This is a genomic window from Williamsia muralis NBRC 105860, from assembly GCF_001598915.1.
GTDB classification, from domain to species: Bacteria; Actinomycetota; Actinomycetes; order Mycobacteriales; family Mycobacteriaceae; genus Williamsia; species Williamsia muralis.
The window spans coordinates 404,210-429,451 of record NZ_BDAP01000003.1; the positions used below are offsets into that span (position 1 = coordinate 404,210).

At 65.4% G+C, this 25,242-nt stretch carries 23 protein-coding genes; 16 read left to right on the forward strand and 7 right to left on the reverse strand.

Annotation, left to right across the window (positions count from 1 at the left end):
- Positions 1–35 precede the first annotated feature (35 nt).
- Positions 36–1,397, forward strand: a complete 1,362-nt coding sequence (locus WIMU1_RS13955; RefSeq protein WP_062798595.1) for a 3' terminal RNA ribose 2'-O-methyltransferase Hen1 — start codon at positions 36–38, stop codon at positions 1,395–1,397.
- On the forward strand, positions 1,394–3,946 hold the full coding sequence (locus WIMU1_RS13960; protein ID WP_062798057.1) for a polynucleotide kinase-phosphatase: 2,553 nt from the start codon (positions 1,394–1,396) through the stop codon (positions 3,944–3,946). Before WIMU1_RS13955 ends, WIMU1_RS13960 begins: the two co-directional genes overlap by 4 nt.
- A gap of 2 nt (positions 3,947–3,948) precedes the next feature.
- Here WIMU1_RS13960 and WIMU1_RS13965 read toward each other — a convergent pair whose 3' ends face one another.
- Both WIMU1_RS13965 and WIMU1_RS13970 read right to left on the reverse strand, forming a co-directional pair.
- Complete coding sequence (locus tag WIMU1_RS13965) at positions 3,949–4,410, reverse strand: hypothetical protein (RefSeq protein WP_062798059.1); 462 nt, start codon at positions 4,408–4,410, stop codon at positions 3,949–3,951.
- Complete coding sequence (locus WIMU1_RS13970) at positions 4,388–5,035, reverse strand: RNA polymerase sigma factor (protein ID WP_062798066.1); 648 nt, start codon at positions 5,033–5,035, stop codon at positions 4,388–4,390. Before WIMU1_RS13970 ends, WIMU1_RS13965 begins: the two co-directional genes overlap by 23 nt.
- A gap of 117 nt (positions 5,036–5,152) precedes the next feature.
- Between WIMU1_RS13970 and WIMU1_RS13975 the strand changes: the two genes are divergently transcribed.
- The 5 genes from WIMU1_RS13975 to WIMU1_RS13995 are packed head-to-tail and all read left to right on the forward strand — an operon-like array spanning position 5,153 to position 7,717.
- Complete coding sequence (locus WIMU1_RS13975) at positions 5,153–5,638, forward strand: Asp23/Gls24 family envelope stress response protein (protein WP_062798068.1); 486 nt, start codon at positions 5,153–5,155, stop codon at positions 5,636–5,638.
- Positions 5,635–5,982 (forward strand): hypothetical protein, encoded by a 348-nt coding sequence (locus tag WIMU1_RS13980; RefSeq protein WP_116915382.1) that lies wholly within the window; start codon positions 5,635–5,637, stop codon positions 5,980–5,982. The genes WIMU1_RS13975 and WIMU1_RS13980 overlap by 4 nt, the downstream gene beginning before the upstream one ends.
- Positions 5,979–6,158, forward strand: coding sequence for a DUF2273 domain-containing protein (locus WIMU1_RS13985; RefSeq protein WP_030163059.1), 180 nt, complete (start codon positions 5,979–5,981; stop codon positions 6,156–6,158). The genes WIMU1_RS13980 and WIMU1_RS13985 overlap by 4 nt, the downstream gene beginning before the upstream one ends.
- Complete coding sequence (locus WIMU1_RS13990; RefSeq protein ID WP_062798069.1) at positions 6,151–7,182, forward strand: DUF6286 domain-containing Asp23/Gls24 family envelope stress response protein; 1,032 nt, start codon at positions 6,151–6,153, stop codon at positions 7,180–7,182. Before WIMU1_RS13985 ends, WIMU1_RS13990 begins: the two co-directional genes overlap by 8 nt.
- Positions 7,157–7,717: a hypothetical protein gene (locus tag WIMU1_RS13995; protein WP_062798071.1), complete on the forward strand. Its 561-nt coding sequence runs from the start codon at positions 7,157–7,159 to the stop codon at positions 7,715–7,717. Before WIMU1_RS13990 ends, WIMU1_RS13995 begins: the two co-directional genes overlap by 26 nt.
- Before the next feature lie 25 nt (positions 7,718–7,742).
- Here the strand turns inward: WIMU1_RS13995 and WIMU1_RS14000 are convergent, their stop codons facing one another.
- Entirely contained in the window at positions 7,743–8,897 is a 1,155-nt protein-coding gene (locus WIMU1_RS14000) for a lycopene cyclase family protein (RefSeq protein ID WP_062798073.1), read from the reverse strand.
- Between the two features lie 37 nt (positions 8,898–8,934).
- Here WIMU1_RS14000 and WIMU1_RS14005 point away from each other — a divergent pair, with 37 nt between their 5' ends.
- Complete coding sequence (locus WIMU1_RS14005) at positions 8,935–10,566, forward strand: ABC-F family ATP-binding cassette domain-containing protein (RefSeq protein ID WP_030163052.1); 1,632 nt, start codon at positions 8,935–8,937, stop codon at positions 10,564–10,566.
- 81 nt (positions 10,567–10,647) lie between these two features.
- Here the strand turns inward: WIMU1_RS14005 and WIMU1_RS14010 are convergent, their stop codons facing one another.
- The 3 genes from WIMU1_RS14010 to acnA all read right to left on the reverse strand — a co-directional run bounded on the left by WIMU1_RS14010 (position 10,648) and on the right by acnA (position 15,791).
- Positions 10,648–12,177, reverse strand: a complete 1,530-nt coding sequence (locus tag WIMU1_RS14010; protein ID WP_062798075.1) for an AMP-binding protein — start codon at positions 12,175–12,177, stop codon at positions 10,648–10,650.
- A 202-nt stretch (positions 12,178–12,379) separates the two neighbouring features.
- On the reverse strand, positions 12,380–12,946 hold the full coding sequence (locus WIMU1_RS14015; protein WP_023959339.1) for a TetR/AcrR family transcriptional regulator: 567 nt from the start codon (positions 12,944–12,946) through the stop codon (positions 12,380–12,382).
- Between the two features lie 16 nt (positions 12,947–12,962).
- Positions 12,963–15,791 (reverse strand): aconitate hydratase AcnA, encoded by a 2,829-nt coding sequence (gene acnA / locus WIMU1_RS14020; RefSeq protein ID WP_062798077.1) that lies wholly within the window; start codon positions 15,789–15,791, stop codon positions 12,963–12,965.
- Between the two features lie 290 nt (positions 15,792–16,081).
- Here acnA and WIMU1_RS14025 point away from each other — a divergent pair, with 290 nt between their 5' ends.
- The 8 genes from WIMU1_RS14025 to WIMU1_RS14060 all read left to right on the forward strand — a co-directional run bounded on the left by WIMU1_RS14025 (position 16,082) and on the right by WIMU1_RS14060 (position 24,338).
- Entirely contained in the window at positions 16,082–16,654 is a 573-nt protein-coding gene (locus WIMU1_RS14025; protein WP_062798078.1) for an Rv1476 family membrane protein, read from the forward strand.
- 341 nt (positions 16,655–16,995) lie between these two features.
- Positions 16,996–18,435 (forward strand): NlpC/P60 family protein, encoded by a 1,440-nt coding sequence (locus tag WIMU1_RS14030; RefSeq protein ID WP_245969022.1) that lies wholly within the window; start codon positions 16,996–16,998, stop codon positions 18,433–18,435.
- Between the two features lie 42 nt (positions 18,436–18,477).
- On the forward strand, positions 18,478–19,737 hold the full coding sequence (locus WIMU1_RS14035) for an AAA family ATPase (protein ID WP_369792629.1): 1,260 nt from the start codon (positions 18,478–18,480) through the stop codon (positions 19,735–19,737).
- Positions 19,727–20,668, forward strand: a complete 942-nt coding sequence (locus WIMU1_RS14040) for a DUF58 domain-containing protein (protein ID WP_023959329.1) — start codon at positions 19,727–19,729, stop codon at positions 20,666–20,668. The genes WIMU1_RS14035 and WIMU1_RS14040 overlap by 11 nt, the downstream gene beginning before the upstream one ends.
- Complete coding sequence (locus WIMU1_RS14045; protein WP_023959327.1) at positions 20,665–21,645, forward strand: VWA domain-containing protein; 981 nt, start codon at positions 20,665–20,667, stop codon at positions 21,643–21,645. Before WIMU1_RS14040 ends, WIMU1_RS14045 begins: the two co-directional genes overlap by 4 nt.
- Before the next feature lie 48 nt (positions 21,646–21,693).
- A complete protein-coding gene (gene fabG1, locus WIMU1_RS14050) occupies positions 21,694–22,419 on the forward strand; it encodes a 3-oxoacyl-ACP reductase FabG1 (protein WP_023959325.1) in 726 nt (241 codons plus the stop codon).
- Between the two features lie 44 nt (positions 22,420–22,463).
- Entirely contained in the window at positions 22,464–23,288 is an 825-nt protein-coding gene (inhA, locus tag WIMU1_RS14055; RefSeq protein ID WP_030163033.1) for an NADH-dependent enoyl-ACP reductase InhA, read from the forward strand.
- A gap of 9 nt (positions 23,289–23,297) precedes the next feature.
- Entirely contained in the window at positions 23,298–24,338 is a 1,041-nt protein-coding gene (locus WIMU1_RS14060; protein WP_062798082.1) for a ferrochelatase, read from the forward strand.
- A gap of 2 nt (positions 24,339–24,340) precedes the next feature.
- Here the strand turns inward: WIMU1_RS14060 and WIMU1_RS14065 are convergent, their stop codons facing one another.
- A complete protein-coding gene (locus WIMU1_RS14065) occupies positions 24,341–25,168 on the reverse strand; it encodes an Rv1486c family protein (protein WP_062798084.1) in 828 nt (275 codons plus the stop codon).
- Positions 25,169–25,242 lie beyond the last annotated feature (74 nt).

Sequence of the window (25,242 nt, forward strand, 5' to 3'; positions counted from 1 at the left end):
GTAAATCGGTTGTGGTCACCGATACTGTTCTCAGAGTGTTGCTGACCATCGAAACGACCGGATCATCGTCTGATCACCGCATTCCTGCGACCGATCTCGGGTTCCTGCTGCACAAGCACCCCGACCGGGTCCAGCAATTCGCCACCTCCAGTGGAACCGCAACCGTTTTCTACCCGGTCGCGGACACCTCGCGATGCCGCGCGGTTCTTCACGTCGGGGGTGAAGACCCGTCACGGTCCACGCTGGGGGCTGCTGACCGCTACGTGAACACGCTGCCGTACGCGGGATCGTCTCGACTGATGGTCGCGATGGCCAAGGTGATGTCGGATGCGCTCGGCGGCCGCTGCGCACACCGCCCTGACCTGGTCGACACGGTGTGGCAGCTGCAGGTGACGGTGAGCTCGGTGCCCACCACCGGCGGCGCCGATCTCACCCACGACTTCTTCGAACCGCTTGGCTGGGCGGTGCTTTCCACTGCCACCGTGCTGCAGCCGACTGAGTGGGGCCCGTCCCGGTTTGTGCAGTTGCAGATGAGTGGCGAGTTCACGCTGCGCGATGCGCTGTCACACATATACGTGCTGATCCCGGCGCTCGCATCGGACAAGCACTACTTCATCGGTGACGACGAGGTCGACAAACTGTTGCGCCTGAGTTCGCGCTGGCTGTCGAACCATCCTGCGCGCGAACAGATCACAAGGCGGTACCTGAAGGGATTGCATTCGCTCACCAACGACGCGCTGGCACGGCTTATACCCGACACCGCGTCACACGAACCACTGCCGAAACGCCGCACATCGATGCAGGAGCTGCGCCGTACCGCAGTGGTCGACGCGCTTCGTATGGTCGGCGCGCGGTCGGTCCTCGACGCGGGATGCGGTGAAGGCAGCCTCTTGCGGGAGCTCGTCACCGAGCCGGGTATCGGCCGACTGGCAGGAGTGGATGTGTCGGTTGCCGCCCTCGGCCGGGCCAGTGACTCGTTGTCCAGGTTCGCAGCGGTAGAACTGTGGCAGTCATCGCTGATGTACTCGGACAACCGGTGCCGAGGATTTGATGCCGTGGTGCTGATGGAGGTGATCGAGCACGTCGAGCCTGATCGCCTCGACACAGTCGAGTCGTCCGTGTTCGAGACCATGGCTCCGGCATCGGTGATCGTCACGACTCCCAACCGCGACTACAACGCTCTCTATGGGCTGGGCGGCAACGAGTTCCGCCATCCTGATCACCGGTTCGAGTTCAGCCGCGCCGAGTTCGAGCACTGGTGTGAACGCGTAGCCGACGATTACCGGTATTCGGTGACGGTGAGCGCGATCGGAGAGATGGACATGGATGTGGGCTCATCGAGTCAGCTGGCAGTCTTCCGACGGATCGACGCAGAGGCCCCGGAGGTCCAGCGATGACGGTACTCGAGATCCCCGAACTGTCTCTCGTGGTGCTCATCGGTGTCACCGGCGCAGGTAAGTCGACGTTCGCAGCCAACAACTTTCGTGAGACAGAGGTGTTGTCGTCCGATCGGTTCCGAGGCCTGGTCGCCGATGACCCCACGTCACAGGAGGCGACCGGCGACGCGTTCGAGGTGCTCGAGTTAGTTGCGGGCAAACGATTGGCGGCCGGGCGCCTCACCGTGATCGATGCGACCAGCGTCCGCGTCGAGGACCGCAAGCGGCTTGTCGCGCTGGCGAGGGCCCATGACGTCTTACCTGTCGCCATCGTCCTGGACGTCCCTCCGGACGAGCTGCGGGGGCGTGCCCGCGATCGAACAGACATCACGGTCGGTGTCGTCGAACGCCAGTACGCGCACCTGCAGCGCAATCGGAAGGGTCTGCGCAAAGAAGGGTTTCGACACGTCCATCAGCTCGATGGTGTAGCGGACATCGATGCCGCGACCATCGTGCGTACCCCCTTGTTCAGCAACCTCAACGATCGGCACGGCCCGTTCGACATCATCGGTGACGTCCACGGCTGCTTCACCGAGTTGACCACGCTGCTCGGCAAGATCGGGTGGCGTCTGCAGACCGACACGGACGGCACCGTTGTCGGCGCCGTACCGCCCGAGCCCGGACGGACAGCGATCTTCGTCGGGGATCTGGTGGACCGTGGCCCGGACACTCCGGCTGTCCTGCGACTGGTCATGTCGATGGTTCGCCAGGGCAGTGCGTTCTGCGTGCGCGGAAATCACGAGGACAAGTTGCTCCGCGTCCTTCGTCAGCGCAGCGGTCGCGCCCGAGACGCGCAGCCGATTGCGCTGACCCACGGTCTTGCGGAGTCCATGACGCAACTCGACGCGCAGCCACCCGAGTTCACCCGGGAGGTCGTCGACTTCCTCGATTCCCTTGTGTCGCACTACGTGTTCGACGACGGTCGGCTCGTCGTCGCCCACGCCGGGCTGGCAGAGAAGTACCACGGGCGAGCATCGGGCCGCGTCCGCGACAAGGCGATGTACGGCGAGACGACCGGGGAGACCGATCGTTGGGGTTTCCCGGTGCGGCTCGATTGGGCAGCGGACTATCGAGGACCGGCACGGGTGGTCTACGGCCACACCCCGGTCCCGGACGCGGCATGGATCAACAACACGATGTGTCTGGACACCGGGTGCGTGTTCGGGGGTCGATTGACGGCGCTGCACTACCCGGAGATGGTCTTGACGGCCGTCCCTGCCGAGCAGACCTACTACGACCCCGGCCGACCGATGGGTTTCGGGACCACACGCGCGGACGTCCGCGTGCGAACCACACTGAACCTGTCGGACGTGGTGGGTAAGCGGATCATCGACACCGCATTCGGGCCGCCGATCACCGTCCGGGAGGACAACGCCGCCACCGCATTGGAGGTGATGTCGCGGTACGCGGTTGATCCACGCTGGATCCGGTACCTGCCGCCGACGATGGCCCCGGTTTCTCCCGGGCGGGCCGATCTGCTGGAGGACCCCCGTGCAGCGTTCGAGTCGTACGGACAACGCGGTGTCTCACAGGTTGTCTGCGAGGAAAAGCACATGGGATCCCGGGCGATCATCGTGGTCGCGAAGGACGAGTCAGCAGCGGCGCGGGCGTTCGGCGTCACACAGGGCAGTGGCGCGATCTACACCCGGACCGGCCGCAGCTTCTTCGATCCATCGGTCACGGAGCAACTGATTGTCCGAATCCGGCGAGCGTGCGCTGAGTTGTTCGATGAGCTCGACTCCGACTGGCTGATCCTCGATGCCGAGTTGCTGCCATGGAACGTCAAGGGGGAAGGCCTGATCCGCGACCAGTTCGCCTCTGTCTCGGCAGCGGCGGGCCCCGAGCTGCATGCACTCGGCGCAGAACTGGCGAGGGCCGCAGACCGGGGTCTGGATGTCCAGACCATGATCGACGCGAACGCGAAACGCCGTGCGGATGTGGAGGCGTACACCGATGCGTATCTCCGCTACGTCGATGTCGACGCGCGGCCGGACACCGTGTCGCTCGCGCCGTTCGAGGTACTGGCAAGTGCCGCAAGCGAATACGGCGGGTCGTCGCACGGTTGGCACCTCGAGGTGGCCGCGCGGCTCGCTGCGGCCGACCCTGTTCTCTTCCGGCCGACGCGGCACATCGTGGTCGACACCGGCTCGGATACCTCGTGTCTGGAAGGAGCTCGATGGTGGGAGGAGCTGACCGCGGCCGGATCCGAAGGGATGGTCGTCAAACCGGCCGGGAACCTCACCCGTGTCGGCGGCAAGCTGATCGATCCTGGTGTGAAGGTTCGCGGTCGCGAGTACCTGCGGATGGTCTACGGTCCCAGCTACCTCGATGATCTGCCGACCCTCCGGTCACGCGACCTGCGGCACAAGCGGTCCATGTCGATGCGCGAGTACCAACTGGGACGGGAGGCCCTCGCCCGCCAGGCACGCTCTGAGCCACTCTGGCGCATCCACGAGTGTGTCTTCGCGATCCTGGCGCTGGAGAGTGAGCCGGTGGATCCCCGACTCTGACGTCACCCGGGGATGGAGTGCGGCTGATCTGCCGGGCTCGCAGAGTCAACCGGTTGGACGTCCACCCACGTGACGTCGACACAGTCGGCCACCGTGATCCGTAGTGACCCGAGCCGGCCGCGGACGGCCTCACGGACCTGCTCGCTCATCGCGCCGATCTGATCGCCGTACCGGGCGACCATCTCCACGCGAATCCTGCGGACGGATCCGTGGTCGGTGGTGATGTGGATCGCGGCGACGTCGCGTCGACATGATCGGTCGATCGCGCGGGCAAGCAGCTGGCGGATCGCGCGCTCGTTGATCTCGATGCCGGGATCGTCGGTGGCGATCGGGACACCCAACCGCGTGGCCGACCGAAGCCTGGGTCCGAGCCGTTCCAGGACCACTCCCTCGTCGCCGTGCGCGAGGTGGGCGGCGGCATCGCTGATCCAGGTATCGGCTTCACCGGGGCGCTGGACTGTCATCTCGCCTTCCTTCCGTCGTCGGTCGCGGGATCTGATGCCGGATGCGTCCGGGTGATCGGGCCTCGTGAACATCGGAGCCGTCCGGTCCCCACGCGGCGAGTCGTACAGCCAACTGTGATCGTGCACGCTGCAGATGTCCACGCACCGAGCCGCGCGAGATGGCGAGCGCCGTGGCGATCTCATCGTGCGACAGGCCTTCGACCTCCCGTAGCCACCAGCATGCGCGCGCCTGGTAACCGAGCCTGCCGAGCTCGGTCTGGAGTGCGACGAGAAACGAGTGTTCAACCGTGCGAGCAGCTGGGCCGGGGGTCCGTACTTCCATCGCCTCGAAGGTGTTGTCGGAAATCACGATCGCGCTCTGCCGTCGCTGGAGATCGACCGTCTTGCGCGAGGCGATGGTGAACAGCCATGTGCGAAAGCTCGACCGGAAACCGAACCGGTCCAATCCGCGCCACGCGGCGAGGAACGTCTCCTGAGTGATGTCCTCCGCTGTTGTCGGAGATCCGGTCAGTCGGGTCGTGTATCGAAGGACGGGCGTCAGGTGACAACGCATCAGCTGGTCGAACGCCTGGCGATCGCCCAGGGCAGCCGCGCGAATCAATGATTCTTCGGCGCGCGCATCCATTTGTTCAGCGTGCCAGAAAGTCGTGCGTGCAACATGCGGTTCTCAACCCGTCAAAGGGGTGGGAGAGCAGATCACCCGGTCTGCCATCCGGACACCGAACCGACGAGGGAGCACCTTATGACCAGCGCGACGTCCAGGCAGGATGACGAGCCGACCACCGCCAGGGATGAACTCAGTCACACCGACGGCCGTGGTCCCGATCAGAGCGATGCGGGAGGCAAGACGTCGATCGCCGATGTCGTGGTGGCCAAGATCGCCGGGATCGCGACGCGTGAGATAGACGGCGTCTACGACCTCGGCGGTGGCGCAGCGCGTGCGGTCGGCAAACTACGCGAAAGTCTGCCGGGGACCGCTGCCGACGTCACCCAGGGCGTGTCGGTGGAAGTCGGCGAGAAGCAGGCCGCGGTCGATGTCGGATTGGTTGCCTACTACGGCGTGGCGATCCACCAGCTTGCCGAATCCATCCGGACCAACGTGATCGAAGCGATCGAGAAGATGACGGGTCTGGAGGTCACCGAGGTGAACGTGACCGTGCACGACGTTCACCTCGACACCGACGATCCGACCACCGCGCTCGACGGCCAGACACCGCGGGTCCAGTGACAGTCACAGCGGCCTCCGCAGTGCTCATCCGTGAACGGGTGTTGTCTGTCGACGGCGTGGCAGACCTGCACGCGGGCACCTTCGGGGAGATCGCCACACATCTGCCCGGCCGGCGGGTGAACGGTGTGCGAGTCGGCCGTTCCGGCGTCGAAATCCATGTGGTCACCTACCTCGATGTCGACGTCGCGGGGGTGGCCCGCAACGTCCGTGCGGCCGCGGTGTCGGCCGCGCCGGGAGCGATCGGCTACACCGTCGTCGTCGAAGATGTTGTTGCGCGCCAGGACTTTCGAGTCGCAGTTGCAGATAGCGGCCGGGGTACATCCACAGAAACGAGTCAATCATGAACAATTCCGTGATCGGGCTGTTCGTCGGCCTGCTGTTCGCCCTGGCGGTCACCACCGGAGGTTTCTCCGGCCTGATGGTCGCGGTGGTGTTCGCGGCCATCGGCGTGGCCGTCGGCGCCCATCGTGACGGCCGCATCGACCTCGGTGCACTGTTACGGAGCAAAGGCCGTGGCTGAGGCGGCAACTGCCGAGCGCGTCGGCGGTTCCCACCTACCGACCCCCGAACACCGAGGCTCCCTGCAGATCGAATCGCGCGTGATCTCTCAGATCGCCCGCCAGGCGGCGCTCGAGGTCGATGGCGTGGTGCCGTACGCGGTGACGTTGGGGTCACTCACAGGTCGCAATCTCCCTCGCGCCCTTGCTGATTCCGATCCGCGCCATCCGGCGATCACCGTGGAGATCGCGGTGAGCTGGCCGATGCCGGCAGTTGATGTCGCCGAGCGGGTTCAGCAACACGTCATCGAGGTTGTCACCCGGTTGACCGGACGCCGGCCGGCGCGAGTGGATGTCGAGGTCACCGAGGTCGTCCAATCGAGGATGTTGCTGGGGGAGGAGCTGGCCCAAGTGTCCGCTGCCGAACCCGGCCCGGACACGGGTACAGAGGCGGCGGCGCCGCACGGTCGCACCAGGGCCGAGGGCGGGCCGCCGCGGAGCTTTCCGACTGCGGGATGGCTCGCGCCTGTGCTGGGGCTTGGTCTGCTTGCACTCGCCGTTGTTGCAGGCCGGGAGTATGCCGTTGTCCAGGGCCACTATCGGTCCGAGGCCTGGATCGAACCCTCTGCGCGCTGGATTTCCGGGACCGAGTGGAGACCGTGGATGGTCGTGGTTGCCGTCGTGTGCGTGCTGGTGGGGCTTTACTTCGTGTACGCCGCCGTACGGCCTCGACGTCGCACCCACCGACCACTACGGGCCACGGGCGTGTGGACGCGCGACACCGACGTCGCCCGCCGGCTCAGCGCCATCGCACTCGACGACGACAACACCGTGTCCGCCACCACCAAGGTGACGTCAGGCCGCGCCCATGTACGTGTGTTCGTCACCTCACCGACGGAGAGCGACCTCTCGGACCGCCTCGAGGCATCGACGGCAACGTTGGCCCGACCGCCCCGCGTGAGCGTGGATCTTCGTGGCGTCACCCACCCGAACATGACCGTGATCGACGAGAGGGAGCCTGATGCGGCGCACCCTGAACGCCCTTGACCGCCTCGCGGTGGGCCTGGTCGGCGTGCTTCTCGCCGCGGCCGGCCTGATCGCCCTGCTCCGTTGGGCGGGCGTGGGACCGGTGACCGATGCGGTCGGCAACGTCGACACCGATCAGATCTACTCAGCGCCGGGACAATCGTGGTGGGACTGGGCACTGCTTTCCGCAACCGTTCTGCTGGGGATCTGTGGTGCGTGGCTGTTGTTGGCGAACATCTCGCCGAATCGCCTGCGGTCGGTGACAGTGCGACCGCAGGGTGAACCGTTTGTCGGCGAGATCGACATCGCCGTGGCCGACGTGGCCCGGGCGGCGGCCAGGTCTCTCGAACGGCATCGTCATGTTCGCTCCTCGGCAGTCCGGTCTTATGTCGACGGCGCAACCCCTGTCGTCGAGATCACGGTGACGGCTTCTCCGACCGCCGACGACCACGATCTCGGCGCCGCCGTGAGCGGGGTGAGGGAGCTGCTCAAGTCGTCGCTCCGGGGCAGCGACGTCCAGATACGCATGCTGCTGCACCGCGAACCCAACCACTGAGAGCCGCTCCCGCCCGTGAAAGCCGTCAGGTCCGCGACATCACAGCACCTCGCATGATGCGCAGGGCGAGGGTGCGGTCGGTGAGCCCGATCATGCGACTCATCGACAAGGCCACCCCGGCGAGGTCGTCGCGCGAACTGAGATATGTCCGCTGGCGTTCGAGCGACATCTCGAAGAATCCGTCGAAGAACCTGACCACTTCGGTGGGAGCCAATCCGAGGAGTGAGGACAGGCCGCGACGTCGCAACCGATGGACGGCGCGGGCCTGAGCGGTCCACAGTGCGGCCTTCGGATCACGTTCGTTCGCCATGGCGTCGACCACTGCGTCGGCCGCCGACAACGATGCCGCCACGCTGTATCCGGTCGCCGGATGGATCATTCCGCCCGCTGCGCCGAACAGGAGCGGATCGGACCGCCATGGCGGCATTGAGTCGTGACCGCACAACGCGAAATACACCCGCTCGGTCGGCGCGGTGTCGACGGCCGGCCCGGTGATCCCCATGCGTTCGAGGCGGTCCCGTAGCCGATCCTGGAGTTCTGCCAGTGGCACCGGCGGGGCGCCGGCGAGACAGGTCTCCTCCAGCAGCACCCGGCCATCGGCCACGGGGATTGCGTAGAGGAACGAGGGGGCTCGACCGGGCTCGACCCCTCGCCAGTCCATCAGCACAGCGTTGTCCGAGCCGAGATAGGACGCCGCGATCTCGCTGTCGACAAAGATCCCGAACGCCGACTGCGCCGGCGCGTGTGGAGCCCGCAAACCGCGCGCATCGATGACTGTGCGTGCCGTCACTTTTCGGCCATCTTGCAGGCTGACGTTGTCGGAGCTCACGGATGTGGCTGTGTCTGCGAAGGTCGTCACAGCCGAGATGTTGAGGCTCTGCTGCAGCGCACGGGTGTCCAGAGTGACGTACGCGCGCTCGATCAAGTGGCGGCCCGGGGTGAACACGGCGACCGTGTCCGACTGTGCAGCAATGGCTTTCGTGCCGACCCAGCTGGGGAGTTCGTCGGACCACGCCCCGTAGGTGACGTGCCAGGCCCGGTCCGGTGCCGGATCGACCAATGCGGTGTCGAGGCCCGCGGCCGCCGATCGTGCGGCGACCGCCCGACCGGCCGGACCCGCACCGACGACTGCCACGTCATATGTACGACCTTCGTGGTGGTCGTCGCCCGCCTCGCTCATAAGGGCACGGTATCGTTTTGGCGTACACTGGCGCGTCGTGATCACGGCAACCGACCTCGAGGTACGCGCGGGCGTACGCACCCTACTGAGCGCCCCTGGTCCGGCGCTACGGGTGCAACCCGGTGACCGCATCGGATTGGTCGGTCGAAACGGCGCCGGCAAGACCACGACGATGCGAATACTGGCCGGCGAAGGCGAACCCTACGCCGGTTCGGTGACCAACAGCGGCGAGATCGGATATCTCCCTCAGGATCCCCGCGAAGGTGACCTGGAGGTCATCGCCAAGGACCGTGTGCTCTCCGCGCGAGGTCTGGACACGCTGTTGCGCGACCTGGAGAAACAGCAGGCACTGATGGCCGAGGCCGTCGACGACAAGGTGCTCGACAAAGCTGTCAATCGGTACGGACAGCTGGAAGACCGTTTCTCGGCGCTCGGCGGGTACGTCGCAGAATCCGAGGCGGCCCGCATCTGCAACAGCCTCGGCCTTCCTGACCGGGTGCTGGCGCAGCCCCTGAAAACGTTGTCCGGTGGTCAACGGCGAAGGATCGAGTTGGCTCGCATCCTGTTCGCCGCCTCGGACGGCAGCGGCGGCAAATCGGGCACCACTCTGTTGCTCGACGAACCTACCAACCACCTCGACGCCGACTCGATCGGCTGGCTGCGCGGTTTCCTGCAGAACCACGACGGTGGACTCATCGTGATCAGTCACGATGTGGAGTTGCTTGCCGACGTGGTGAACCGGGTGTGGTTCCTCGACGCGGTACGTGGCGAGCCCGACATCTACAACATGGGATGGAAGAAGTACCTCGACGCGCGGGCGACGGACGAACAGCGCCGCAAGCGTGAACGTGCAAACGCCGAGAAGAAGGCGGGCGCGCTGCGGGTGCAGGCGGCCAAGATGGGCGCCAAGGCAACCAAAGCCGTTGCGGCCCAGAACATGCTCAAGCGCGCCGAACGCATGCTCGACAACCTCGATGAAGAGCGGGTTGCCGACCGGACCGCGAAGATCCGGTTCCCCGAGCCGGCGCCCTGCGGCAAGACGCCGCTGATGGCGTCGGGCCTGACGAAGATGTACGGATCGCTGGAGATCTTCGCCGGTGTGGACCTCGCGATCGACCGCGGAAGCCGGGTGGTGGTGCTCGGGCTCAACGGCGCAGGCAAGACCACGTTGCTGCGTTTGCTGGCGGGCACCGAGAAGGCCGAGCACGGCACACTCGAACCCGGCCACGGACTCAAGATCGGCTATTTCGCGCAGGAGCACGACACCCTCGACGACAACGCGAGCGTGTGGGACAACATCCGTCATGCGGCGCCCGACGCGGGCGAGCAAGATCTGCGAGGCCTGCTCGGCGCGTTCATGTTCACCGGGCCCCAGCTCGATCAGCCCGCGGGGACACTCTCCGGCGGTGAGAAGACCAGGTTGGCACTCGCCGGGCTCGTCTCGTCGGCGGCGAATGTCCTGCTGCTCGACGAACCGACGAACAACCTCGACCCGATCTCGCGGGAACAGGTGCTCGACGCGTTGCGGAGCTACAAGGGCGCGGTGGTGCTGGTCACCCACGACCCGGGTGCAGCGGCAGCGCTCGACCCGCAACGGGTGATCCTGCTGCCCGACGGTACCGAGGACCATTGGTCCGCCGAGTACCAGGAGCTCATCGAACTCGCCTGACCCAAACCCCGAAAGTGGTGGGTTCGGGCGCGCATGTGCGCAGGTCGCGCCGGCACAAACCCACCACTTCCGGGTCCTTGGTCAGACGTAGTTCTTCTGCAGTTCTCGCTTCACCAGTTTTCCGGTGGGCGTGCGGGGGAGTTCGTCGACGAAGTCGACCGACTTGGGTGCCTTGTAGTGCGCAAGGCGCTCCCGCACGAAGTCGATCATCTCCTGAGCCAGCTCAGGGGACGGGTTCACGCCCGGCTCGAGCTGGACGCATGCCTTGGCGACCTCACCCAGATCTGGGTCGGGCACCCCGATCACGCCGACGTCGAAGACGTCAGGGTGTCCGATGAGGACGTTCTCGGCTTCCTGCGGGTAGATGTTCACTCCGCCGGAGATGATCATGAACGATTTACGGTCGGTGAGGTACAGGAAACCCTCCGCGTCGACGTAACCGACATCGCCGCTTGTCGTCCAGGCCGGGTGGTCGGGGTGCTGCGCAGACTTCGTCTTCTCCGGATCGTTGTGATACTCGAACGGCAGTTCGTCGCGTTCCCAGAAGACCGTGCCGATCTCGCCGGTGGGCAGTTCGTTGCCATCGTCGTCGCAGATGCGCACCACACCCAGCAGGGGTTTGCCCACCGAACCGGGGTGGGTGAGGGCTTCCTCGCTGTTGATGAACGTGGCGCCGGCGCCCTCGGTGGAGGCGTAGTACTCGTGGATCACCGGGCCCCACCACTTGATCATGGCCTGCTTGACCTCGGGAGGACACGGCGCGGCCGCGTGGATTGCGATCTTCATGCTGCTGACGTCGTATTTGGCGCGGACATCCTCGGGCAGTTTGAGCATGCGGATGAACATCGTGGGCACCCACTGGCTGTGGGTGACCCGGTACTCGTCGATCAGGCCCAGCGCACCTTCGGCGTCGAACTTGTCCATCAGCACGATCGTGCCCCCGACGGAGTTGACCATGCCGCAATAACGCAGCGGCGCAGCGTGATACAGCGGAGCGGGGCACAGGTACACACATTCCTGGTCGAACCCGTACAGCAGGGAGAACACCGCCGTGTACGGGTCGGGGATCTCGTTCACCTGCCCGTCCTGCAGCGGTACCTTGATGCCCTTGGGCCTGCCGGTGGTACCGGACGAATACAGCATGTCCTGGCCGCGGGGCTGGTCGGTCAGGGGCTCGTCGGAGGCGTTGGCGAGGATCTCATCGAACGACTCGAAGCCCGGTACGTCGCCACCCCAGGCGATTCGGTGCGTCACCCCGGGCACCTGATCCGCGGCGCTGACCGCATCGGCCACCTCGGCGGAGGCGAACAGGGCGACCGCGCTGCAGTCGCCGAGGATGTAGTTGACCTCGTCGGGTGTGAGGTGATTGTTGATCGCGGTGACGTACATCCCCGAACGCACTGCCGCCCAATAGATCACGAGCACTCGGATGTCGTTGTTGGAGACGATGGAAACGTTGTCGCCGCGGCCGAGGCCGAGGTCGTCACGCAGGTAGTGGGCGACTTGGGTCGATAGCCTGTCGAGCTCGGCGTAGGTGATCGACTCACCGGTCGCCGGTCGCACGACGGCGACCTTGTCAGGGGTGGTGGCGACAAAATTGCCCGGGAACATCAACGACCTCCGGCTCAGCGAATCCACGAGGCGGCCCGAACGGCCGCGATATGTTAACCAGAACTATCACATTCCTCGCGGTTGCCGAGGAGTTATCCGAAGGAGTCATGAGGCCGGCGTAACAGATGTCGTGGACGCGGCACGCGAAAGCCCCCGTCCACCGCGCCAGGGGCACGATGAACGGGGGCCAGGGTCGGCGCCGTCAGCGGGTACGGCGGACCGATTCCTCCACGAGGTCCAGAACCGCGTGCAGATCGTCGGTCGCGGCGCCCGATGCCAGCCGGGTGGTGAGCCCGTCGAGGATGAGATCGAGGTAGGCCACCAGAACGCGTGTGGGCAGATCGTCGCGCAACCGTCCGGCCGTCCGCTGCCGCTCGAGGCGAGCCAGTGTCGCCGACTCAAGCTCGGCGGAACGTTCCTTCCAACCAGAACGAAACGCCGCGTCGGTGCGCAACTTACGGGCGATCTCCAGACGTGTTCCCAGCCAATCGAACTCCTCGGGATGGTTGAGCATGTCGCGCATCACCTGGACAAGACCTTCGTTCGCGGCCACGTCGGCCATTCGCTCGGCGTCCTCGTGCGCCAGCGCGAGGAAGAGCGCCTCCTTGTCCCGGAAGTGATGGAAAATTGCTCCCCGGGACAAGGAGGTTGCCTCCTCGAGCCGACGCACGGTGGCGCCGTCGTAACCGAACTCGGCAAAACAACGGCGCGCACCGTCGAGGATCTGACGTCGCCGGGCTTCCAGGTGGTCTTGGCTTACCTTGGGCACCCGCGGAGTCCTCTGATCAGCTCTTGAGCATGCTGCGCAGGACGTACTGCAGGATGCCGCCGTTACGGTAGTACTCCGCCTCACCCGGCGTGTCGATGCGAACCTTGGCATCGAACTCGATGGTGCTGCCGTCGTCCTTGGTGGCCGTCACCTTCACCGTCTGCGGAACGCTGCCGTTGTTGAGCTCTTCGATGCCGCTGATGTCGTACACCTCGGTGCCGTCCAGGCCGAGCGAGCCGTGTGACTCGCCCTCGGGGAACTGCAGCGGGATGACGCCCATACCAATGAGATTCGACCGGTGGATACGTTCGAAGCTCTCGGTGATGACCGCGCGCACACCGAGCAGCGAGGTGCCCTTTGCCGCCCAGTCACGAGACGACCCGGTGCCGTATTCCTTGCCGCCGAGCACCACCAGAGGGGTTTTCTGTGCCGCGTAGTTCTGCGCAGCGTCGTAGATGAACGACTGCGGCGCACCGTCCTGGGTGAAGTCCCGGGTGTAGCCGCCGGAGACACCGTCGAGCAGCTGATTCTGCAACCGGATGTTGCCGAACGTCGACCGGATCATCACCTCGTGGTTTCCACGTCGAGCACCAAGCGAGTTGTAGTCCTTGCGCTCAACACCTTTGGAGTCCAGGTACTGGGCGGCAGGAGTGCCCGGCTTGATGGTGGATGCAGGCGAGATGTGGTCGGTGGTGACCGAATCGCCCAGCTTCGCCAACGCACGTGCACCCTTGATGTCGGTGACGGGCTCGGGATCTCGCTGCATACCCTCGAAGTACGGAGGCTTACGCACGTAGGTGGAGTCCTCGTCCCACTCGAACGTCTTGCCGTCCGGGGTGGGCAGGTTCTGCCAGCGCTCGTCGCCCTTGAAGACGTCTGCGTAATCGGATGCGTACTGCTCGGGTGAGATCGAGTCCGTGATGGTCTGCTCGATCTCCTCACCCGACGGCCAGATGTCCCTGAGGTAGACGGGGTTTCCGTCGGTGTCGTTGCCGAGGGGATCGGACTCGAAGTCGAAGTCCATCGTGCCCGCAAGTGCGTAGGCGATGACCAACGGCGGCGAGGCAAGGTAGTTCATCTTCACATCGGGGTTGATGCGACCCTCGAAGTTGCGGTTACCCGACAACACCGCGGTGGCGGTCAGGTCGTTCTCGTTGATGGCCTTGGAGATCGCCTCGGGCAGCGGGCCGGAGTTACCGATACACGTGGTGCAGCCGTAGCCGACCAGGAAGAAGCCGAGCTTCTCCAGGTATGGCCACAGGCCGGCCTTCTCGTAGTACCCGGTGACGACCTGCGAACCCGGGGCCATCGACGTCTTCACCCACGGCTTGGACGTCAGACCCTTTTCCACGGCGTTGCGGGCCAGGAGGCCGGCACCGAGCATCACCGAGGGGTTCGAGGTGTTGGTGCAGCTGGTGATCGAGGCGATCGACACGATGCCGTGGTCGAGGACCATCTTGCCGTTCTCGGTTTCCACCTCGACAGGCTTGGTCGGGCGTCCCTCTGCCCCCTTGGCCGCAGAGAGGATCTCCTGTTGGCTGCGCGGCAGATCGGCGCCATCGTCGGCGAACTGCAGAGTGGCCGGGTCAGAAGCCGGGAAGCTCTCTTCCACCGTCTCGTCGAGCTGGGTGTGATGCGCCGAATCACCGTTCTCGACGTAGTTGTAGATGTCCTTGCGGAATGCGGTCTTGGCATCCCACAGACCGATCCGGTCCTGCGGACGCTTCGGTCCCGCAATCGAGGGGACCACCTCGTTGAGGTCGAGTTCGAGGTACTCGGAGAAGACCGGTTCGGTATCCGCGTCGAGCCACATGCCCTGTTCTTTGGCGTAGGCCTCGACGAGCGCGAGCTGCTCCTCGCTGCGGCCGGTGAGCCGCAGGTACTTCATGGTCTCTTCATCGATCGGGAACATCGCGCACGTGGAGCCGAACTCTGGGCTCATGTTGCCGATGGTGGCGCGGTTGGCCAGCGGGACCGCCGAGACACCCTTGCCGTAGAACTCGACGAACTTGCCGACCACGCCGTGCTTGCGCAGCATCTCGGTGATGGTGAGCACCACGTCGGTGGCGGTCACGCCCGGCTTCGTCTCGCCGGTCAGCTTGAAGCCGACCACGCGGGGGATGAGCATCGAGATGGGCTGGCCGAGCATGGCTGCCTCTGCCTCGATGCCACCGACGCCCCAGCCGAGAACGCCGAGGCCGTTCTCCATGGTGGTGTGCGAGTCGGTGCCGACACAGGTGTCGGGGTAGGCCTGCTGGACGCCCTCGGCGTTCGGCCGGACCATGATCGAGCGTGCGAGGTGCTCGATGTTGACCTGGTGCACGATGCCGGTGCCGGGCGGGACGACCTTGAAGTCGTCGAAGGCGCCCTGGCCCCAGCGCAGGAACTGGTAGCGCTCGCCGTTGCGCTGGTATTCGATGTCCACGTTGCGCTCGAAGGCCTGGGCGTTGCCGAAGGCCTCGATGATCACCGAGTGGTCGATCACCATCTCCGCAGGAGCGAGCGGGTTCACCTTGTTCGGGTCGCCGCCGAGCTCCTTGACCGCCTCACGCATGGTGGCGAGGTCGACGATGCACGGCACGCCGGTGAAGTCCTGCATGATCACGCGCGCAGGCGTGAACTGGATCTCGATGCTGGGGTCGGCGGTGGCGTCCCAGTTCGCGATTGCGGTGATGTGGTCTTTGGTGATGTTCGCGCCGTCTTCGGTGCGAAGCAGGTTCTCGGCGAGAACTTTGAGGGAGTAGGGGAGTTTGTCGGTTCCCTCGACAGCGTTCAGACGGAAGATCTCGTACGAGTTCTCACCGACCGTCAGCGTGCCGCGGGCGCCAAAGGAATCGATACTCATCGCTTTACGTCAGCTCCACTCTTCGTGTTGTCGGCCGGCGGGGGCTGTGCCGGTCCGGGTAGTTGTCGGCAACTTCACCGATCTGGACGCAAGCAGTGGGCTGCACCGCATGCGCTCTACCGTCGATTCTAGCAGTACGAGCGTACTGGTAAAACCGCCGGGTCGGTTCCGGGCATGTCCGGTGTGTCGGACAGGCGCGGTGATGCTGGGACTCCCCAATTGTGTCGTAATGTGCAGCCGTAGGTTGGCTTCTGCCAGCAATGCCCCCGATCCACAGATTCGGAGAACACGTGGCACCCACGCCGAGCTTGACCATCATCCCGCCGGACGTGAACCTGCCCGAGCTGCAGGCCGGACTGGCCGATGACGGAGTCGTGGCGCCACCGGAGATGACCCCGCGAATCCTGCAGGTTGTCGCCGAGGCGAAGGACAAGGGCTACGACGTGCATTTCGTGGTGACGGACAAGGTGTATCCCCGGATCACCTACTACCGCGACATCGCCACCGAATTGCAGCAGGACACAGGCGGCACCGTCATCGTTCTCGGCGGCAATTACGTCGGTTCGGCAAGTGACGAGTTCAGCCGAGTGCAATTGGAACAGGCCACAGACAATCTGACGATTTCGAATCCGCCCGTCGCAGCCGAGCAGATGTTGGACCGGATGACCGAGCAGCCCCAGGTTCCGTGGACCGTTGTCACGCTCGTGCTGATCGCCGTGGTCGCCGTGGGTGCGGTGGTGGCCCGCAAGCTGCAGTTGCGCAAGGGAACTCCCACCGAGACCGATCCGGCGTCGGTGCACACCGCCCCTGAGTCGCAGGCCACGCCGCGCGCCGGCGGCGGCTCTTCTGCCACCGCCGTCTGAATTGACGCCAGAACTACACAATTGTAGTTCTGCGATATCCAATTCGTGACCTTCGGCATTGTCCGAGTTCACGGCGTTTCCGCAGGTAATGACGCTAATGTAATTTGTGACTACTGTTTCCTTCGGGGTTCTTGTGGCGTACGGTTCCGTATGTCATCGGTGGTGCTAATGGGGAAGTTGATCACCATCGTGGCGATGGCCAGGTATGCCGCTGATTCGGCGGCGACCGGCGCAATGTCAGATCTGCGAGGGAGTTCTTTGTGAGGCGACGCACTGCATTCGGCATACGCCGTCGACCTTTTTCCGTGTCCACCCGACGGCGTGGTGGTGCCCGAACATCGGTGGCAGTCGCGTTTGTCGCGGCGGTCGCGGTGGGTTTCGGGCAGTTGTCCGCGGGGACAGCGGTCGCCGAACCACCCAGCAGTGCTGACAAGATCGCCACACTGATCAATCAGATCGCCGATACAAATCAGAACCTGGTCAACCTGGACGGCGACGTCGCGGTCAAACGCGAAGCGGTCAACCGCGCTCTCGTCGACCTCCAGAACGCCAGGGAAGCGCAGCGACTGGCGGCCATCGCCGTGCGTGGCGCCCAGGAGGCGCTACAGGGCGCTGCCGGCGCAATTGCGCTCGCGGAGACCGACTTCGACGGGTTCATCCGGAGTCTGTACACCCAGGGCAACAGCCAGGGATCGATGGCGGCCTATCTCTCGGGTGATCCCGGTGCGGTCCTCGATCGGGCCTCGGTCATCGATCAGCTGAGCAAAGATCAGCAGGAGACGATCACCCGGCTGCAGCAGGCCCGCAACGAAGAGGCCAACCGCGCGGCCACTGCGCAGGCCACCGAACAGCAGGCCTCGTTCGCCGCCACCACCGCCGAGAACCGCCAGGCCGACGCGCAGAGCGCGATCACCGAGGCGATCGAGGCAGTCAAAGCCGAGAACGCCCGGCGCCAGAAGCTGCAAGCCGATCGTGACGAGGCGCAGCGGCAGCTCGAGGCGCTCCGAGGACAGCCGACGCCTGTCACCTCACCGGGTGCGCCGGGATCGATCCTGCCCGATCAACAGGCCGCGATCGAGGACCAGGCGCACCAGGCCGCGTTGCGTGCTGCGGCCGATGCGGCAGGCAAGCTGGCGCTGAACACCAGCCAGCAGATGCTCGCTGCGCTGGTCGGATCGCTGACCCCTCCGCACACCGATATCGATGAGCCGACGACCCCGACCACTCCGGTCGACCCGACCGATCCGACCACTCCGGTCGACCCGACCGATCCGACCACCCCCGTCGACCCGACCACCCCGACCGAGCCCACCACGCCGACGACCCCGTCGCCGGGGACGGTCGACCCGGGCGCCGAAGGCCCCGCTGCGGTGGAGATCGTAGTCAACCGCGCGATGTCGCAGCTGGGTGTGAGTTATTCGTGGGGCGGCGGTGACGCGAACGGTCCCACCCTCGGTATCCGCGACGGTGGCGTGGCCGACTCGTACGGCGACTACAACAAGGTGGGCTTCGACTGCTCCGGGCTGATGATCTACGCGTTCGCCGGCATCGGGATCTCGCTACCGCACTACACGGGTTACCAGTACACGTCGGGTCCGCAGTTCCCGCTCTCGGAGATGCAGCGCGGCGACATGATCTTCTACGGGCCCAACGCGAGCCAGCACGTCGCCCTCTACCTCGGGGACAACACGATGATCGAGGCGCCGCAGTCGGGTGACGTCGTGAAGATCTCGCCGTTGCGGACCAGCGGAGCGATGCCCTACGTTGTGCGGCTCGCCTGATCTGATCGATCCAGCCCGGGGCCCTATGTCGACCCGCCGCAGATGCCGGACGTGGCTGGCTCCACCGGCGGCCCAGTACCCTCGGTGCAGTCAGTACAACGATCGAACAGACCCCGGAGGGTATCGGTGACCTCAGCGCAGGACGACAGCAAGACCTCGGCAGAGGAATTCAAGCTCACGCAGTCCGACGTCGCCTTGCTCGAGAAGGCGATGTTCGAGGTCAAGAGGGTCATCGTCGGGCAGGACCGACTGGTCGAACGCATCCTGGTCGGTCTCCTGGCCCGCGGTCACATCTTGCTCGAAGGTGTGCCGGGCGTGGCGAAGACCCTTGCGGTCGAGACGTACGCGACCGTCATCGGTGGCAGCTTCTCGCGAGTGCAGTTCACCCCCGACCTGGTGCCCACCGACCTCATCGGTACGCGTATCTATCGGCAGGGTCGTGAGGAGTTCGACACCGAACTCGGACCCGTGGTGGCCAACTTCCTTCTCGCCGACGAGATCAACCGTGCACCCGCGAAGGTGCAGTCGGCGCTCTTGGAGGTGATGGCCGAGCGCCATGTCTCGATCGGCGGCACCACTTATCCGATGCCCGACCCGTTCTTGGTCATGGCGACGCAGAACCCCATCGAGAACGAGGGCGTGTACCCGCTGCCCGAGGCACAGCGTGACCGGTTCCTGTTCAAGATCCTGGTCGACTACCCGGCGGTGGAGGAAGAACGCGAAATCGTCTACCGGATGGGTAACGTCCCGCCCAAGGCATCCCGCGTTCTCGACGCGGAGACGATGGTCCGCCTGCAGAACACCGCAGCGAATGTCTTCGTGCATCACGCCCTCGTCGACTATGTGGTCCGGGTGATCAACGCGACCCGGCGACCGGCCGAGCTCGGCATGCACGATGTCGCGGGATGGCTGGCATACGGCGCCTCCCCACGCGCCACGCTGGGCATCGTCGCGGCTTCGCGCGCGCTCGCGCTGGTTCGTGGCCGCGACTACGTGATTCCCCAGGACGTCGTCGAGCTCATTCCCGACGTGCTCCGCCACCGTTTGGTACTCAGTTACGACGCGCTGGCCGACGAGGTGGATGCCGATGCCGTCATCACCCGGGTGTTGCAGACGGTCGGTCTGCCCCAGGTCAGCGCACAGCCGCTGGCCACCCCGCCCACCGTGGGTGGACAGGCCCCGCCGCAGCAGTCGCCACAGCAAGGCCAGCCGGCGTATTCGCAGGGGCCCGGTCCTCTGACCAAACCTGCTGCCGCGCAAGCCAACCCGGCGCAGGGCAACCAGTCGCACTATGGCGGATAACAGCACGCTCCCGTCGTTCGGCGCCGGTACCCTCGAAGACCCCAAGCTGACCGCAGCACTCAAGACCCTGGAGATCGTGGTTCGCCGCAAGCTCGACGGGGTGCTGCAGGGTGAACACCTCGGGCTCATCCCGGGACCGGGGACCGAGCCGGGGGAGGCCCGCGAGTACCAGCCCGGCGATGACGTCCGCCGGATGGATTGGTCGGTGACGGCCCGCACGACCCACGCTCACGTCCGGCAGATGGTGGCCGATCGCGAACTCGAGACCTGGCTCGTCGTCGACATGTCGGCGAGTCTGGACTTCGGCACGGTCAACACCACCAAACGGGATCTGGCGGTGGCGGCGTGCGCGGCCATCGCCCACCTCACTCTGGGCGGAGGTAACCGGTTGGGTGCGGTGGTGTGCACCGGCGATCAGGTGGTGCGAATCCCTGCCCGCGGTGGCCGGGCACACGCTTTGAGCACCCTCAAGACCATTGCCACCACCACCCGTGCGAACGACGGTGTGCGCGGCGACCTGTTCGCCGGCATCGACGCCCTGCGCAGGCCCGAGCGACGCCGGGGTCTGGCCGTGGTGGTCAGCGACTTTCTCGGGCCGATCAACTGGGATCGCCCTTTGCGGGCCGTGTCCGGTCACCACGATGTCCTCGGTGTCGAGATCCTCGATCCGCGCGACATGGAATTGCCTGCGGTGGGTGAGGTGGTGCTGCGCGATGCCGAATCGGGGCAGATCCGCGAACTGACGATCACCGACAAGGTGCGGGCCGATTTCGCCAGAGCCGCCGAAGACCACCGGATGGCGGTGCAGCGCGCGTTGAGGCAGTGTGGTGCACCGACATTGGCGCTTCGCACCGACCGCGACTGGATCGCCGACGTGGTGCGATTCATCGCGCAGCGGAGGCGGGGAATGAACGCGGGGGCCACCCGATGAGCTGGTTCGACTTCGCGTCCCCCTGGTGGTTGCTGATCATCCTCGTCGTGGCCGCCTTGGTGGCCGGGTACATCTACATGCAGCGGCGACGGCAGAACCGTGCGCTGAAGTTCGCCAATCTGGACCTGCTGAACACCGTTGCCCCACAGACCCGCAGCCGGACGCAGCACATTCCGATCGTGCTGATGGTGATCGCCCTGCTGGTGCTGACGGTGGCGATGGCCGGTCCTCAGGCCGACCGAAAAGTGCCGCGCAACAAGGCCACCGTGATGCTTGTCATCGACGTGTCCCGATCGATGGACGCGACCGACGTGGCCCCGTCACGGCTCAAGGCTGCTCAAGAGGCCGGTAAGAAGTTCGCGGACGAACTCACCGAGGGCATCAACCTGGGGTTGATCTCGTACGCCGGAACGGCGACCACTCTGGTGTCGCCGACACCCGACCGTGCCGCCACCAAGGACGCGATCGACAAATTGCGCCTCGACGACAAGACCGCGACCGGTGAGGGCATCCTCGCCGCGGTCACGCAGATCAAGACCCTCAATGCCGTGCTCGGTGGCGACAAGGGTGCTCCGCCCGCCCAGGTGGTGTTGCTCTCGGACGGCAAAGAAACGGTGCCCGACGACCCCGACGACCCCCGCGGAGCTTTTACCGCGGCCCGTAAGGCGAAAGAGGACCGGATTCCGGTCAACACCATTTCGTTCGGAACCCGCGGTGGCACAGTCGAACTGGAAGGTGACCGGATCCCGGTGCCTGTCGACGACGATTCGCTCCGCAAGATCGCGCAGTTGTCGGAGGGTAAGTTCTTCACCGCCTCGAGCCTCGATGAACTCAACCAGGTCTACGGCAATCTCCAGGATCAGATCGGTTACGAGACCCGGCGCGGCGACGCGTCCCGCCCGTGGTTGATCGCCGGCACGCTGCTCGTACTCCTCGCGGTCGGCAGCGCCGTGGCGATCAACCGGCGCCTGCCCTGATGGGACCACGTACACCTCCACCGACAACAAGGCGATAGGTTGACCGTCATGGCTGACAGCAACGAACAGGTGTCCCGGTCGGTTCTGGTGACCGGGGGCAACCGTGGAATCGGATTGGCGATCGCGCAACGGCTGGCCGCGGACGGGCACAAAGTGGCCGTCACACATCGTGGTTCGGGCGCGCCCGAGGGTTTGTTCGGCGTCGAATGCGACGTCACCGACACCGAATCGATCACCCGGGCCTTCGCGGCGATCGAAGAACACCAGGGCCCGGTGGAGGTGCTGGTCTCCAATGCCGGCGTCACCGACGACACCCTGCTGATGCGGATGACCGAGGAGCAGTTCGAGAGGGTCGTGGACGCCAACCTCACCGGTTCGTTCCGCGTCGCCAAGGCCGCCTGCCGGTCCATGCTGCGCAAGCGATTCGGCCGCTTCATCTTCCTGGGATCCGCGGTGGCGATGATGGGGACCCCCGGCCAGATCAACTACGCGTCGTCCAAGGCGGGACTGATCGGAATGGCTCGATCGCTCACCCGCGAACTCGGATCTCGATCGATCACCGCCAATGTCGTGGCGCCCGGACTGATCGACACCGACATGACCGCCGAACTGCCGGACGAATACAAGGAACAGGCCGTGAAGCTGATCCCCGCGGCGCGCGTCGGCAGGCCTGAAGAAGTGGCCGCCGTGGTGAGCTGGCTGGCGTCCGACGATTCGGCATACGTGTCCGGCGCCGTGATCCCTGTCGACGGCGGTCTGGGCATGGGCCACTGACCGTCTGACCTGTAACAGCCCACATCCAAAGCAAGGGAGCACCAGTGAGCGGACTTCTCGACGGCAAGACCATCCTGATCACCGGGATCATCACCGATTCCTCGATCGCGTTCCACGCGGCCGCAATGGCGCAGGAGCAGGGCGCGCGGGTCATCATCACCGGATTCGACCGCCTGCGACTGATCGACCGGATCGCTCAGCGACTCCCCAAGGAGGTCCCTCCCGCCGTCGAGCTCGACATCACCGACGAGGAGCACCTGGGTACGCTGGCCGACCGGCTCAAAGAGCTTGCGCCCGAGGGTATCGACGGTGTGCTGCACTCGATCGCCTTCGCGCCCAGGACCCTGATGGGCCCCGAGGCCAAGCCGTTCCTGGAAGGTCCCGGACCCGATGCGGCGCAGTCCTTCCAGGTGTCGGCCTGGAGTTATGCCGCACTTGCGCGAGCAGTGTTGCCTGCGATGAACGAGGGTGGCTCGATCGTGGGGATGGACTTCGATCCGCGCACGGCGATGCCTTACTACAACTGGATGGGCGTGGCCAAGGCCGCCCTCGAATCGGTCAATCGGTATGTGGCGCGTGAGGTGGGCGAGGCCAAGCGGATCCGCTCCAACCTGGTGGCCGCAGGCCCCATCAAAACCCTTGCCGCCAAGGCGATCGCGGGTACGGCCACCGGCGACGCCAAGAAGCTCAATCAGCTCAACGAGTACTGGGATGGTGCGTCCCCGATCGGCTGGGACGTCGATGACGCAACCGTTGTGGCGAAGTCGATCTGCGCGCTGCTGTCGGACTGGCTGCCGGGCACGACCGGGTCGATCGTCTACGTCGACGGCGGGGCCAGCCACAACACCTGGTTCCCGGAAGACATGTAGGTCCGCCGGATGAGCGCAGACTTCGATGCTGTTCTGGTGTTGTCCTTCGGCGGGCCCGACAAGCCCGCCGACGTACGGCCGTTCCTCGAGAACGTCACGCGCGGTAGGGGTGTGCCACCGGAACGGCTCGACGAGGTCGCCGAGCACTACTACCACTTCGGTGGTGTCTCGCCGATCAATGCGCTCAACCGCGACCTGATCGCCTCGTTGGAGGCCGAACTCGCACGGTCGGGTATCGATCTACCCGTCTATTTCGGCAACCGCAACTGGCACCCGATGATCGAGGACACGCTTGCGCGCATCCATTCGGACGGGCACCGTCGAGTGCTGGTGTTCCCGACGTCGGCGTGGGGTGGATATTCGGGCTGCCGACAGTACGACGAGGACATCGCCCGTGCCCTGGACTCGTTGGGGCCGGATGCGGATTCGATGGTGTTGCGCAAATTGCCACATTTCTGGAATCACCCGGCGATGACAGCTGCTTGCGCCGACGCGATCCGCGCTGCTCTCGGACGTCTGCCGGAAGACGAACGTGATGACGTACGGCTTATCTTCACCGCCCACTCGATCCCCGACTCGGCCGACAAGGCGGCCGGGCCGCCCGAGGACGGGGGAAGGCTCTACAGCAAGCAGGTCGCCCAGGCGTCCCGATTGGCCGCGGCCGCTGCGGGTTTCGACGTTTTCGACCAGGTCTGGCAGTCGCGCTCGGGACCACCGCAGATCCCGTGGCTGGATCCCGATATCTGCGACCATCTCGAAGACGTTGCCGCCCAGGGTGTTCCATCGGTGATCGTATGCCCGATCGGGTTTGTGTCAGATCATCTCGAAGTGCTCTGGGATCTGGACAACGAGGGCAAGGACAAAGCCGACGAACTCGGGCTGACGTACGAGCGAGCCGCCACCGTCGGCACCGATCCGCGGTTCATCTCCATGATCGTCTCGCTGATCAGCGAGCAGCTTGCCGGTGAAGTGCCGTTTCGACCGGGGATGACCGAGAACGGGTCTCCCTGTGCGCAAGGATGTTGCGCGCCGGTGCGACGGCCGGCCTGACCTCAGACCCGGTTGTTCGACAACAACTCTGAGATCACCGCATTGGTCGCACTCATCCGGGCCACCCGGACGGTGCGGGCGAGATCACGGAGGGCTGAATCGCCGGTGTGCTGTTCGCCGACGCTGTAGCCGAAATCCGGGGCCGCCTGCTGCGCCACGGAGAGAATGGCCGCCACGTGTGCCGCCTGTTCGAGGATGCGTTCGGCGCGCGCGTTGACCCCTGGAGGCAACTGCTGAGCTGCCAACCGGGTCAGTTCTGCGACCTTCTTGCGGGGGTCGGTCAATGAGTCCGTTGCCGTGGATCGCGGCATCCGCAAGCCGTCCAGAAGGTCGGCTGCAGAGCGGATACCCTCCCGTAGGTCGTATTCGACGGCGCCGAGGGAATGGATGACGGGGATCATCGCCGTCTCGACGGTGTGCACACCCCAGCCGATCGTGTACCGGTCGAGTCGGCGCGGGACGAGGGCGTACCTTCCGGGGACGACAAGGAGTTCACCCGACTCGAGTGCTGCGTTGGTGATCGGTCCGCGAGGCGGCAAGCCGAGCATGTCGCCTGGAGCCACGAGCAGAACCGCCAGTCCCTGCGCCGAGCTACCACCTCGAACGAGTCTCAGCAGGGCGTCGCTCTCCTCACCTCGGGGACTGAGCGAAAGCGATTGCGCCGCAATGGCATCAGCAGCCAGTGCACGATGTCGCGCGCTCCACCAACCAAGGACATCGAGCACGTCGTCGGGGGAGCATCGGCCGGCCTGCCAGGCTGCACCCCACGCACCCAGAGCGCTGCTCACGCCCTGCGTGTCGGTCGGGTAGTCGAAATCCGCGTCAGTCATCGTGCTTCCTGGTTGCTGTTCTGCGAGCCACGCTCAGCCCGTTCACCCGGCCACTTTAGCGCCGAAAACGGGTA